Origin of the sequence: Bartonella sp. AP3QHHD, from assembly GCF_042195765.1 — a bacterium.
Taxonomy (GTDB): Bacteria; Pseudomonadota; Alphaproteobacteria; order Rhizobiales; family Rhizobiaceae; genus Bartonella.
This window is the reverse complement of sequence record NZ_JBHIPC010000085.1, coordinates 72,953-85,357: the sequence shown is the minus strand read 5'-3', so window position 1 is coordinate 85,357 and position 12,405 is coordinate 72,953. Positions and strand designations below refer to the sequence as shown.

The following is a 12,405-nucleotide window of genomic DNA, read 5'->3' as shown; positions in this document are numbered from 1 at the left end:
ATGTAAGAACCTTCTTTATTCTGTGCTTTTTTCTTCTACACAGTGGATGGGCTTTTCTTCTTTTGGATCATTAATAAGATCGTAAAATATGGCTTCATTTTTAGTTATCCACCAAATGTATTGACCACCCACATATTTTCCTCCAGAAGCGGCAATTACATTAGAACCAACGATGCGCTTACCGTTCCATTTTAAATCAACAAGCGCAATATTGCCAGCATTATGATAAGTTGCCTCAACATGCTCTTTGCTTGTTCCCATGTCGCATTGATAGGAGACGGTCTCTGTTGTTGGTTCTGGATCATTTGGTACTTCAATGACTAAAGAACTTGCTAATGCATTAATTGAACCGAGAAGGAACACACTTAAAGTAATGAAAAATTGTTTAGTAAAAGAAATTTTTTTCATAATATTTCCCGTGTTATTTAAAATAATAATGTTGACTCATCTTTACATAGGATAGGTTTTTTTTCTTCTGGATCCTGAGCAAGGTCATAAAGCGTGACTTCTTTGTTCTTCTCCCACCAGATGTACTGAGCTCCTGCAAATTTTGCTCCTGTTGCCGCGATGACATTAGCAGCAATGACACGATCACCGTTCCATTTGAAATCAACCAACGAAATATTGTCAGCATTAAGATAAACTGCCTCTACGCGCTCTTTACCTGTTTCAGTATCACACTGATAGGTAATGGTCTCTGTTTTGGGCTCTGGATTGTCTGGTACTTCAATGATTAAAGAACCAGCTAAGCTATTGTTTGAGCTGAAGAGTGATAAACTTAAAGCGGTGAAAAATCCTAAAATGTGCAAAGTTTTTTTCATGATGCTTCCCTATATTCCTAATATTGTGCACAAAGAATAATTTGACTGATACGATGGTGTCTACGGCAGGATTCGAACCTGCGACCCCAGGATTCATACCACTTCGATTTTCACCGCCAGCCTTATCGGCTGTTTGTGGTCTGGACTGTCTCTTCACCTTAAAGCTTTTGCTCTTTAGGTGCTGCCCGTTCAGTCTCTACACCTTTCTCTCATTTGAAAAGAGACTTGGCTCGGGATTGGCATATAGTCGCCCATGAAGCTTTCCCCGAATTTGAGCAGATTCACTTTGAGGATTTCTCCTCAAAGTGCCCAATTTCTTTAGGAATCCTGTGCTCTATCCTACTGAGCTACGCAGACATCATCATATTTAATCTTTAATAGAAGTATAAAAACGAATCAATTATATTCAATATGAATTAACGAATTTCTGTTAATTTTTGTTCCAAAAAGGATAAAACTGCATCTGGTGAAACATTTTTTGCAATAAATGATTGGCCAAGTCCGCGTGTTAAGATGAAAGTCAAATTGTTTTGCGAAACTTTTTTATCTTGGGCAATGAGATTCATTAAAGTTTCAGCATCTGGTAGACTCCCTGGGATATCCTTTAATTGTGTAGGCAATCCTATAAATTTGAAGTGCGCTTCAATGCGTTGTGTAAGCGTGGGGCTTATTAAATTTAATTGAGCAGAGAATTGATGAGCTAGAATCATCCCAATTGCTACGCTTTCGCCATGGATTAAACGGTTGGAGTCATAAGCGGTTGCTGTTTCAAGCATGTGTCCAAATGTATGGCCAAGATTTAAGAGTGCACGCTCTCCCGTTTCGTACTCATCGCGTGCTACAATGTCAGCTTTAAATTGGCATGAGCGAACAATGGCCTCTGTTCGCATAGGGCCATTAGAGAAAATTTTCTGCCCATTTTTTTCAAGCCACTCAAAAAAGTCAGGTTGGTTAATGAGACCGTATTTTACTATTTCTGCGTAGCCAGCGCGAAATTCGCGCGGCGGCAGGGTATCAAGAAGACACGTATCAGCAATAACGCATTGTGGTTGATAAAAAGCACCGATAAGATTTTTGCCATATTGGCTATTGATTCCAGTTTTTCCACCAACAGAGGAATCAATTTGTGCAAGAAGCGTTGTGGGCATTTGAATGAAGTTCATACCACGGCGGATTATACTTGCCGCAAATCCTGCTAGATCGCCAATGACACCACCGCCAAAAGCAATAACACAGTCGCCTCTTTCTAAACGCGCAGCAAGAATTTGATCGATGACAACTTGCAGGGTTGAAAATGATTTTGATTGTTCTCCCGCTTCTACAATAATAGGGACAGTATGAATTTTATTTTTTGTTAATTCTGCTTGCAATATCTCCAAATGAAGGGAAGCAACATTTGTATCTGTAACAAGCGCCAAGCGCGTTTGATGAGGATCTTTTTTATTAAGAGCATGTTTAATTTGTGAAGCAGCTTGTGTAATCAGACCCGGACCAATGATGATATCGTAACAGTGTTTGTCCAGTTTAACAGTAACGGTTTTGGTTTGCATGCTGGTTATCCCTATTGTTAATTTCTGTGTATAGGTAGTGCTGTACGGATCGTATAACATTTTGTGCTACGGTATGACGGCTTTCTTTATGACTGTTAATTGTTAAGTTTGCCTTTGCATAGATAGGATAACGCTGTTCCATGAGTTTTTGCATGGTTTCTTTAGGATTGGCTGTTTGAAGCAAGGGACGTGTCGGGTGCTTTGAGACACGTTGCATGAGGATATCAAGATCGACTTTTAGCCATATGGATATACCATTTTTGTGAATGGCTTTTCGGATATTTTCATTTATATAGGCACCACCACCTGTTGCTAAAACAAGGGGATTTTTTTTCATGAGGTTTAGAATAACACGCTGTTCAAGAGCACGAAATTCGGATTCACCATAAATTTCAAAGATTTCCGTAATTGTCATTTGTGCAGCTTTTTCAATTTCTTGGTCAGAATCATAAAAAGGTAAACGGAGCATGGTGGCGACGCGTTTTCCGATCACTGATTTGCCTGCCCCCATAAGACCAACAAGGACAAGTGCTCTTTTATCAAGGGACGATAAGAGCTGATTCTTTATTTGTGTTATGGGAACGCGTTTTGGTCGATTGCTTTTCATAACTTTATTTCGGCATTTATCCATCTTAAAGTCAATTCCTGTTAATCTTTGTGAGGCATAATACGAGATAGAATATTTTTGGGTAGGTTATTGTCTTATGCCAACATTGACTAGATTTTTGATGATTCTTTTCATTTTGCTTTCTGTTCTTTTCATTATAATGGGTGCTCTTGTGGTTTGGGTTGAACCAGTAACTGTGGATATGTACATTGATGTTCCCTTGGATTCATGGAATCTTTCTACGGAAGCGAATCAATGAAATGAAAAGTGGTGCTGTGATAGATCATTTTCTTGAGATGATGAGTGCGGAGAGAGGGGCTTCGTCTCATACGCTTGCGGCTTATCAGCATGATTTGCAGTGGGCACAAGACGAATTGTCTTCACACTCTGTTTCGCTTTTTTCAGCACAAAAAGAAGATTTAATTACCCTTTTGTCGCTTATGCATACTTTTGGTTTTGCGGCATCGTCGCAAGCGCGCCGTTTATCAACTTTGCGTCAGTTTTATCAATTCCTTTATGCTGAAGGGTTGAGAGCAGATGATCCCTCTCATGATATTGATGCACCTCGTCAGAGGCGTCCTTTGCCCAGAATCATGAGTGAAGATGCAGTGATAAAATTGCTTGATTTTGCGGAGTTAGAAGTCAATCAAGCAGACTATGGGTCCAAAGGTTATTTCCGTGCACTGCGTCTTCAGCTATTGATTGAAATGCTTTATGCAACAGGGTTACGTATTAGTGAGTTGGTGAGTCTGCCGGTTCAGTCTGTTCGAAGGAAGGAATACAGCGTTTTGGTTCGTGGTAAGGGCAAAAAAGAACGAATGGTGCTGTTATCAAAAAAAGCATGTCAAGTTCTTTCACAGTGGTTAAACTTGCGTGATCAGGGAAAGGATGCTACGAGTTCTTATCTTTTTCCTGCGCATTCCGAGACAGGATATATTGCTCGTCAAGTCGTTGCACGAGAGTTGAAAAATCTCGCTAGAAGAGCAGGGATAGGAAGTGATAGCTTTTCTCCCCATGTGTTGCGTCATGCTTTTGCTAGTCATCTTTTGCAAAATGGTGCTGATTTGCGTGCCGTTCAACATTTGTTAGGTCATTCTGATATTGCTACCACTCAGATTTATACCCATGTGTTGGAAGAGGGACTTTATCGTTTAGTCAATGAGCATCATCCACTTGCCGATGAGCAAAAGGCTCGTTAAAGAAAAGGTGATGTTTTTGAAAAAGACTTTATAAAGCAAATTATAAGTGTATAAGTGACACTGAATGAGTTGATACAAATGTATAATTATCTTGATTTTGAAAAACCAGTTGCTGATCTTGATGGGAAAATTCTTGAATTAAAAAAAATTTCTCAGGAAAAAGGCAGTCTTGATATGAGTGACGAGATTGCTCGTCTTGAAACGCGTTCCCAAACAGCGTTGCGCGATATTTATAAAAAATTATCGCCGTGGCAAAAAACACAAGTCGCTCGTCATCCGGATCGTCCCCATTTTATGGACTATTCTAAACGCCTATTGAGTGATGTTACGCCTTTGGCCGGAGATCGCAAGTTTGCTGAAGATGAGGCTATTCAAGCGGGGTTTGCACGCTTTAAAGGTGAGGCCATTGCTTATATCGGTCAAGAGAAAGGTCACGATACGGAAACACGTTTGCGCTATAATTTTGGTTCTGCACGTCCAGAAGGCTATCGTAAAGCTGTACGTATTATGGAAATGGCTGACCGCTTTGGTTTGCCACTCCTCACTTTTATTGATACAGCAGGTGCTTATCCTGGGGTAAGCGCTGAAGAACGTGGGCAAGCGGAAGCAATTGCTCAATCAACAGCTACAACTTTGCGTTTGAAAGTTCCTGTGGTTTCCGTTGTTATTGGAGAAGGCGGTTCTGGAGGGGCGATAGCAATCGCGGCTGCCAACAAAGTTTATATGTTGGAGCACGCAATTTACTCTGTTATTTCACCAGAAGGAGCAGCTTCTATCTTATGGCGTGATCCAGCTCGTGCAAAAGATGCTGCAATGAATATGCGTATTACCGCTCAAGATTTGTATCGCTTAAAGATTATTGATGGCATTATTTCGGAACCTTTAGGGGGAGCGCATCGTGGCAAAGAGATTGTCATTGATGCAACGGGTGATGTTATTTCAGAGGCTTTAAAAGCTATGGCTGGAAAAGATGGTCAAGTGCTTAAACAAGAGCGAAGGGAAAAATACCTTCAAATTGGTCGATCTCTAACATAGATTATTTTTTGTGAGGGGTGTTGGATTGGAGTTTTATTCGATGACATTTAGCAGATTCCTCGCTGTGTGTGTGTTGTTTGTAATGGGACTATTGACAGCATGTGAAGGAAGATTACCAGCCTCTATTCGCGCTAAAGTTGAGCAGCCGTTGCCGCAAGAAATCAAAAATAGAATGGTTCTGTATGATATAGATCCCTATGCACCGATTATGATGCGGTTTTTTAAGGAAGAAAATCTTGCTGAAGTTTGGAAGCAATCTCGTTCAGGACCTTTTATCTTGGTTGCTCGCTATGGCATTTGCAAATGGTCTGGTAAGCTTGGACCTAAATATAAAGAAGGGGATCTTCAGACACCAGAGGGTTTTTATACTATTAGCGCAAACCAAATGAATCCTTATTCAAAATATTATCTCTCTTTTAATATAGGATTTCCTAACCTTTATGATCAGGAAAATGGTCGCACAGGAAGCAATCTTATGGTTCATGGTTCTTGCTTTTCCGCAGGTTGTTATTCTATGAGTGATAAGAACATGGCTCAGATTTATGCGTTTGCACGGGATGCTTTTAAAGGAGGACAAAGAGAGTTTCAGTTGCAGGCTTTTCCTTTCCGCATGACCGAGGATAATATGTCACGTCATAGCAAGAATCCTCATTATCAATTCTGGATTATGCTTAAGAAAGGTTATGATTTTTTTGAAAAAAATCGTCAACCTCCAACTGTTGAGGTTTATGGAAAACGTTACGTTTTTAATCGCGATATTGATACAAATTCAGTTTCTCTAATGCAGTGAGTGGTATTGTATCCTACTGCACCGTAAACACTATCACTTAATAATGGTGATACAGGATATGCAAAAACTTTGCACATAAGATGTTTAAGTGAGTGGTCAATATTTTAAAGTGCAGAGTTTTTTCATAGAGCTTTATGTAAGTAAATCATATGAAGTGGGAAGCCAAGAGGAATTTTCTCAAAGAAGTTGGATTGTTTGCACATCGTTACTGGTATCAATCTTCGTTTTTAGTGAAGAGTAAGTTAATATAAAATGTACCTCTCTTTTTATTTCTTTCAAAGAGTTTTATTCTTTTATGCTGTGAAATATTGTCTTGTCGTGCTGTTATATAAGATACATTCACATATTTTAAAATGCGATATTGCCTCTGTCTAATTTTGGTTTTTTTCTTAACAGGGATTTTGATTTCAATTAGCTTGAATAAATATAGAGTTGAGCAGAATATTTTAGAACCAAGAATTTGGCCAATCGGTCTGTGAAATGAATCACATGAAATGGTTTGCAGATGAAGCGCATTTAGAGAGAAAACAATCTATTTGCAGATTGATGGGTATTAAATTTTGTATCATAACAATTTGATTTATAATGATAATTTAGTTTTTAAGTCAAATTAGAACCCTGAATACCGTAAGCTTCTCTCATTTCAAAGCCGTTCCATGTTGAATAAATTAAAACCATTTGCTTGCACGTTACAAGCGGGGATAGCCGCGTGGGTGAAACTGTGCAAGAAAGACTAAAATGCTTTTTACAAACCGTCTCAAGTACCAAGAGCTGTTTCAACATTGGGAATTAGCAAAGTGTGTAATGGTGCCGGTTTGCTCCTTTAAAAGCATAAAGATGGTGGTGCTAATGAATTTAATGTTATATCATTGAAGGGGAGAAAAAATTAAAATTTTATTCCTGGAATGACCAGGGGATTTTCTAAGAGAGCTGTTTTGTCTGCAGTATCTATTGCTGGTTTATTAAAAAAAGCATTGAGGAGCTTTTGTATTGCGTCTTTTTCAACACCATCGGCAATGATGACGAAACGTGTTTGTTTTATTCCTTTTGGCCATGCTGGCAATCTTATGGGAGGATGAAAAAATGTTTGTACGCCATGTAATACAAGTGGGCGATAAGGGTCATCACGTAATGCGATAATTGCTTTAATACGTAATAATTTTGTACCATAACGCTCTTGTAGGAGATCTAAAAAAGCCTCAATTGTGGCGTAATCAACAGGACCCTCACAGTTTAGTGAAAAGGTACGAATGGTTTTATGGGGGCTATGATCATGTGGGGTAGTCGTAAGATTTTGTTTAAGTTTTGTATTTTCTACTTTTTCATCCCATAATGTGTTATTTATTAATAGATTTGAACAGAAATCTTTAGAATGGGCGTCAATGATTTGTGCTGTAGGATTCATTGTTTTAAGTGTGCTAAGGAGTGCATCTGAAAGCGTTTGTGGGTCTCTAAGATCTGTTTTGGTGAGAATGATTTTATCAGCAAATATTAATTGTTTATATATTTCAGGATAGCGCTCACATATGGAAAGTGGGCTTAATGTATCAAATGTTGCAAGAACAGCATTTATGGACAATGTTTGAATAAACAATGGGTGGCTTAAAAGTATTTGTAAAATAGGGGCGGGATCAGCCATCCCTGTGGTTTCAATGATAATATGATGGAGTTGTTTGATCTGTCCTGTCTGAACGCGATTTATTAAATCAATTAATGTGTCGATGAGATCACTGCGTAAATTGCAGCATAAGCAACCATTGGCAAGCTCAATAATTCCTTCTGTTGTTTTTTCAACCAGAAGGTGGTCAATACTGATTTCGCCGAATTCATTGATGATAACAGCACATTCTGTTAGAAGAGGGTCTTGTAGCATACGGTTGAGCAAAGTTGTTTTGCCAGAGCCTAAAAAACCCGTAATAAGCGTGAGAGGGATGCGCTTTATTTTCATGTTAATCATCAATCATAGTTTTGTTTTTAAAAAATATATCTCAGTATGTCTAACCAATTTATAATGATGTCCGTGAGGGATGTAATGGTTAATCCCTCATGAGATCCATTGTACCACTATCTTTACGCTTATAAAGGTAGGTGCACGTGGGTATATTATACACTTTTTAGCGTCAATGTTATGATAATTCTTGGTTCTTGAAAGGACTTATAGGAAGGATTTTTATTCCTTGTTTTAATTATTTTATCTACATGTTCATCCACCTTGTGGCGCGCAAGAGACTGGTTTTATTGATTCAACAAATACAGATTTGAAATGAGAGAATCTTACAATACTTGTGGTTTTGACATAAGGTACAAAATAATTAATTATCATTATAAATCAAAGTATTATAATTAATTGTAGATTATGATTTATGGCTTTTTATAGAATGGTTTGCGTGCCTTTTATACGGAATATAGGGTTTTCTTAGTGGTTTTACTGTCATTTTAGGTGTTTGTGGCGTACGAATGAGGTGTACTGATAAAGGATGAGAAAAAGAAGGTGGAGCAATGATAAAAGGTGAGGTGAGAATAATATTTCCTTGATCATCATATGATTTTGCATGCATTTTTATGGCTTCAGGTGTGCATGTTTGTTGTCTCATATTGTTGGCTTTTGTTATGTTGCTCCCATAAGGTTTTAATGTTGCTAGTGTTAATTGGGGGTTTCCTTGGTGCAAAAATCCTATTTCAAGAAGTTGTGCAGCTTTTTCTTCTCTTTCACTTATGTTGTTAGCACCTAGAATGACAGCAATAATTGTACGTTTATTGCGGGTGGCTGAGGCAACAAGATTAAAACCAGAGGCACAAATAAAGCCTGTTTTCATACCGTCTATCCCATAAAAACGGCCAATGAGGTTGTTTGAGTTATGTTGGATTTTTCGATTATTACCAAAATCAATGGCTGGAATAGAAAAATAATGAGCATATTGTGGAAATTCTCTACGTATTTGAACGGCTAAAAGAGCAATATCGCGTGCCGTGGAATAGTTTTGAGGATCTGGTAAACCACTTGCGTTCGCAAAATGGGTGCCAAACATGCCTAAACGTTTAGCTTCGCTATTCATTTTATGTACAAAATCTTTCTGTGAACCCGCAACAGCTTCACTCATGGCAATGGCTAAATCATTGGTAGATTTAACCATGGTGATACTTAAGGCTGTATCAAGTGTGAGTACAGAACCAGCTTTATAGCCTGAACGATATGAGGGAGCTTTTGCGGCGTATTCGCTGATGGTGATATGTTTGTTTGGTGAAACTTCTCCTCGGCTCATGGCACGAAAAATAACATAAGCGGTCATTAATTTTGTCAAGGAAGCAGGATACCAACGCTCAAAAGCTTGATTATGTTTTAAGATACGCCTCGTTGTAACATCAACAGAAATAAAAGGCTGCGCTAAAGCAACAGCGCTGGATAAACTCAAAATCACAGAAAAAAATAAATTATAGAAGAGACGTTGCATTAATTTAAATCTAGTTCCCTCTTATTCGTTATTTAGAATTGTTTTAATGTAGCACACAAAGCTTTTAAGTCTAGGATAGGGAGGAAAGATGGTTAATTGCTGTATCCGTTGTGTCTGTGGGATAAAAACCAACACTCATTTTTATTTTCCCCTTGAATTTGGTTTGATGACTTAAGTATCTCAAGAAATACTTTTTAAATAATGAAGATTGTACAAGATTTCATGTTCTTGGAGGGATTGAATTTCTCAGAAAGGAATGAATCTGTATAATCATGCATTTTTCTTGCTCTCCTGTTAGGATAGCCCTTGGCACTTGAGACGGTTCGTAAAAAGCATTTTAATCTTTTCTTGTATCGTTTTATTCACACAGATATCCCCGCTTGTAATGTGTAAGAAAATGATTCTAATTGATTCAACCTAGAATAGATTTGAAATGAGAGAATCTTACGGTATTCAGGGTTCTCATTCAAGTTGAATAACGCTAAAACATCCTTATAAGTCAATGAGATGTATGTTATTTAAATGATTTTAAAGAGAGGAAGAATTCTTTTTCAAAAAAATTTACACATTGATTATTTCTTATCATGTACATGTGTTTTATAATTTTGAATTAGAAAGTTTGAAGTATCTTTCTTATATTTTTGTTCCCTATACTCCGCTCAATATACAAAGTTATGCATTATTCTTATCAATTAGTGCATTGTTTCATGATGATTTAGTTTTTGAAGTTTCTGAACAGCGTATGGTGGCATAGGAGGAGGGGTAGGATCTTGAGCTGCTAAGAGAAGCAGTTCATCACACGCTTTTTCAGTTTTTTGGACAAGTTGATCTAGAAAATCACGTTTGCTTAAACCCGCTTCTATCGGGGGAAGAATACGGACACGAATTGTTCCGGGATAGCGGCGAAAATTATTGCGTGGCCAATATAAACCCGCATTGTGTGCAATAGGGACAACTTGAAGTCCTAATTCATTATAGAGCGCGACAATTCCTGACTTATAATCTGGTTCTTGACCGGGTTGTCGGCGTGTTCCTTCGGGAAAAATCAAGATTTGGCGCCCTTGTTTTACTTTCTCTTTTGCTTTTTGTATAATCATTTTTAAAGCTTTGATGGGTGTTGTGCGGTTAATGGGGATAATTTGCGTTTTTGCCATATACCAGCCAAACAATGGAATCCACATCAATTCACGTTTTAAAATGAGAGTGGGATCATCAAAATAAGGAACAAGACTGAAAGTTTCCCAAGCTGATTGATGCTTTGGAGCAATGATATAGGGGCCTTTGGGAAGATTTTCTAAACCTTCAATCTCATAACTTGTGCCTGCGATGTATTTTTGCAAAAAGAGTGTAACGCGTGCCCATGTTTTAGGGACAATCCATGCCTTTTTGCGGGGCATTAAAAAATAAACGGGAGCGTAAAGAATCATTTGTATGAAAGTTGTTGTATAAAAAGCGAACGTAAAAAGAATAGAACGAAGGATAAGCACTACATTTTCCATTTTATATCTATAAGAAGACTTCATATATAATATAATTCACATGAGAAAACATCTTCTTTATGTTTTCTCAAGCATCTATTTTTTCGGTAACTCATTTTCCGATATTTAAAAACAGAAGGAAAGAGGTTAATGGAATTACAAAAAGATAAACTTTTTATTCCACGGATTTTATCTATTGCGGGAACAGATCCTTCTGGTGGCGCTGGAATGCAGGCGGATTTGAAGGTTTTTTCAGCTATGAAAACTTATGGTATGAGTGTGGTTACAGCTGTTGTTGCACAAAATACTCAGGGTGTGCGTTCTTTTCAGGCATTAGATGCTTCTTTTGTTGCAGATCAAATTGATTCTGTTTTTGAGGATATCCATGTTGATGCCGTTAAAATTGGTATGGTTGCAAATGCTCAGATTGCACAGGTTATTGCAGAACGTCTTGCTTATCATAAAGTGCGTTTCATTGTTTTTGATCCGGTTATGGTTGCAAAAAGTGGTGATGTTCTTTTAAAGTCTGATGCAATTGAAATTATGCGTGATGTTCTTGTGCCGATGTCAACTTTGATCACGCCAAATTTGCCTGAAGCTGCACTGTTATTGGGGGGTGAAGTGCAATGGTCTTTAGAGACTATGTATCAATATGCTCCACGACTCTTGGCGCTAGGGTGTCATGCAGTTTTGTTAAAAGGGGGACATTTGAATACGCTTACCAAAAATAGCACAGAAAATTACGATTGTTCTAGTCCAGACCTTTATTGTGATTGTGAAAACCTTTTTATACTTGAAGCTTCTCGTCTTTCAACTACTCATGATCATGGGACAGGGTGTACCATTTCTGCTGCCATTGCAGCTCTGTTACCTACTCAACCTTTGGATTGCGCTGTTAAACAAGCAAAAGATTATTTGCATGGCGCTTTAACTGCTTCAGATGCTTTAAAAGTAGGGAAAGGGCGAGGGCCGCTTCATCATTTTTATGCATTATGGAAAGATTAATACAACGATTGATTGTGAAAAATCTTCACTCTATGAATTTGTTTTGTCATTATATGATGTTTTGGACTTATGACTGATAAGTGTTAGCGCATTGTAGCTTAACAGTTATTTTGTATTAAGAAGGATAAGAAAAAATGTTATAATTTGCTTCTTTTATATATTTTTTACGATTAATCTATCCTGTTTCAGAGGCAATTTTGAGTATAAAAAAGAGAGCAAGGAATTGTAAAATCAGGATTTGATAGCAAAAAGAGTAGAGGGAAAGACCTTTTACAAGGCGATATTAAAGCTGGCGGATCCTGCTATATTCGCTGTTTCTTATATTGGTGGCAAAACAGGGTGAGTCAAAATCGTCATCAAAATTATTATATATCTAACATTTACATAGTTTTTGTCAGCATGGATAGGGTTTTCTAAATAGAAATTGATACTTCCTGATGGAATTATTAATGATCTTTCAGGTGATGT

Annotated in this window: 11 protein-coding genes; 4 read left to right on the top strand and 7 right to left on the bottom strand. The window is 37.7% G+C overall.

Features of this window, described 5'->3' with window-relative positions; all coding sequences use genetic code 11:
* Nucleotides 1–15: 15 nt before the first annotated feature.
* The 4 genes from ACFIL7_RS05560 to ACFIL7_RS05545 form a co-directional block, all read right to left on the bottom strand.
* Nucleotides 16–408 (bottom strand): MliC family protein, encoded by a 393-nt coding sequence (locus ACFIL7_RS05560; RefSeq protein WP_375633929.1) that lies wholly within the window; start codon nucleotides 406–408, stop codon nucleotides 16–18.
* 17 nt (nucleotides 409–425) lie between these two features.
* Complete coding sequence (locus ACFIL7_RS05555; RefSeq protein WP_375617422.1) at nucleotides 426–821, bottom strand: MliC family protein; 396 nt, start codon at nucleotides 819–821, stop codon at nucleotides 426–428.
* A gap of 416 nt (nucleotides 822–1,237) precedes the next feature.
* The gene (gene aroB, locus ACFIL7_RS05550; protein ID WP_375642806.1) at nucleotides 1,238–2,371 is read right to left on the bottom strand and encodes a 3-dehydroquinate synthase; all 1,134 of its coding nucleotides are present in this window, start codon (nucleotides 2,369–2,371) and stop codon (nucleotides 1,238–1,240) included.
* Nucleotides 2,346–2,978: a shikimate kinase gene (locus ACFIL7_RS05545; RefSeq protein WP_375633735.1), complete on the bottom strand. Its 633-nt coding sequence runs from the start codon at nucleotides 2,976–2,978 to the stop codon at nucleotides 2,346–2,348. Before ACFIL7_RS05545 ends, aroB begins: the two co-directional genes overlap by 26 nt.
* 260 nt (nucleotides 2,979–3,238) lie before the next feature.
* Here ACFIL7_RS05545 and ACFIL7_RS05540 point away from each other — a divergent pair, with 260 nt between their 5' ends.
* The 3 genes from ACFIL7_RS05540 (at nucleotide 3,239) to ACFIL7_RS05530 (ending at nucleotide 6,002) form a co-directional block, all read left to right on the top strand.
* Nucleotides 3,239–4,177: a site-specific tyrosine recombinase XerD gene (locus ACFIL7_RS05540; protein ID WP_375617420.1), complete on the top strand. Its 939-nt coding sequence runs from the start codon at nucleotides 3,239–3,241 to the stop codon at nucleotides 4,175–4,177.
* A 78-nt stretch (nucleotides 4,178–4,255) separates the two neighbouring features.
* Nucleotides 4,256–5,212, top strand: a complete 957-nt coding sequence (locus ACFIL7_RS05535) for an acetyl-CoA carboxylase carboxyltransferase subunit alpha (protein WP_375633734.1) — start codon at nucleotides 4,256–4,258, stop codon at nucleotides 5,210–5,212.
* Between the two features lie 40 nt (nucleotides 5,213–5,252).
* The gene (locus ACFIL7_RS05530; protein WP_375617418.1) at nucleotides 5,253–6,002 is read left to right on the top strand and encodes a L,D-transpeptidase family protein; all 750 of its coding nucleotides are present in this window, start codon (nucleotides 5,253–5,255) and stop codon (nucleotides 6,000–6,002) included.
* 886 nt (nucleotides 6,003–6,888) lie between these two features.
* Here ACFIL7_RS05530 and ACFIL7_RS05525 read toward each other — a convergent pair.
* From ACFIL7_RS05525 to ACFIL7_RS05515, 3 genes are all read right to left on the bottom strand, one after another.
* On the bottom strand, nucleotides 6,889–7,950 hold the full coding sequence (locus ACFIL7_RS05525; protein WP_375633924.1) for a CobW family GTP-binding protein: 1,062 nt from the start codon (nucleotides 7,948–7,950) through the stop codon (nucleotides 6,889–6,891).
* Between the two features lie 406 nt (nucleotides 7,951–8,356).
* Nucleotides 8,357–9,454 (bottom strand): D-alanyl-D-alanine carboxypeptidase family protein, encoded by a 1,098-nt coding sequence (locus ACFIL7_RS05520; RefSeq protein WP_375633922.1) that lies wholly within the window; start codon nucleotides 9,452–9,454, stop codon nucleotides 8,357–8,359.
* Nucleotides 9,455–10,146: 692 nt separating this feature from the next.
* Nucleotides 10,147–10,953, bottom strand: a complete 807-nt coding sequence (locus ACFIL7_RS05515) for a 1-acyl-sn-glycerol-3-phosphate acyltransferase (RefSeq protein WP_273790137.1) — start codon at nucleotides 10,951–10,953, stop codon at nucleotides 10,147–10,149.
* 129 nt (nucleotides 10,954–11,082) lie between these two features.
* On the opposite strand from ACFIL7_RS05515, the gene thiD reads away from it, so the two are divergent.
* Nucleotides 11,083–11,937, top strand: coding sequence for a bifunctional hydroxymethylpyrimidine kinase/phosphomethylpyrimidine kinase (gene thiD, locus ACFIL7_RS05510; RefSeq protein ID WP_375617415.1), 855 nt, complete (start codon nucleotides 11,083–11,085; stop codon nucleotides 11,935–11,937).
* Nucleotides 11,938–12,405 lie beyond the last annotated feature (468 nt).

Excerpts from the sequence above, each read along its gene's own strand:
- ACFIL7_RS05560 (WP_375633929.1), bottom strand. The coding sequence starts at position 408 with ATGAAAAAAATTTCTTTTACTAAACAATTTTTCATTACTTTAAGTGTG.
- ACFIL7_RS05555 (WP_375617422.1), bottom strand. The coding sequence starts at position 821 with ATGAAAAAAACTTTGCACATTTTAGGATTTTTCACCGCTTTAAGTTTA.
- aroB (WP_375642806.1), bottom strand. The coding sequence starts at position 2,371 with ATGCAAACCAAAACCGTTACTGTTAAACTGGACAAACACTGTTACGAT.
- ACFIL7_RS05545 (WP_375633735.1), bottom strand. The coding sequence starts at position 2,978 with ATGAAAAGCAATCGACCAAAACGCGTTCCCATAACACAAATAAAGAAT.
- ACFIL7_RS05540 (WP_375617420.1), top strand. The coding sequence starts at position 3,239 with ATGAAAAGTGGTGCTGTGATAGATCATTTTCTTGAGATGATGAGTGCG.
- ACFIL7_RS05535 (WP_375633734.1), top strand. The coding sequence starts at position 4,256 with ATGTATAATTATCTTGATTTTGAAAAACCAGTTGCTGATCTTGATGGG.
- ACFIL7_RS05530 (WP_375617418.1), top strand. The coding sequence starts at position 5,253 with ATGACATTTAGCAGATTCCTCGCTGTGTGTGTGTTGTTTGTAATGGGA.
- ACFIL7_RS05525 (WP_375633924.1), bottom strand. The coding sequence starts at position 7,950 with ATGAAAATAAAGCGCATCCCTCTCACGCTTATTACGGGTTTTTTAGGC.
- ACFIL7_RS05520 (WP_375633922.1), bottom strand. The coding sequence starts at position 9,454 with ATGCAACGTCTCTTCTATAATTTATTTTTTTCTGTGATTTTGAGTTTA.
- ACFIL7_RS05515 (WP_273790137.1), bottom strand. The coding sequence starts at position 10,953 with ATGGAAAATGTAGTGCTTATCCTTCGTTCTATTCTTTTTACGTTCGCT.
- thiD (WP_375617415.1), top strand. The coding sequence starts at position 11,083 with ATGGAATTACAAAAAGATAAACTTTTTATTCCACGGATTTTATCTATT.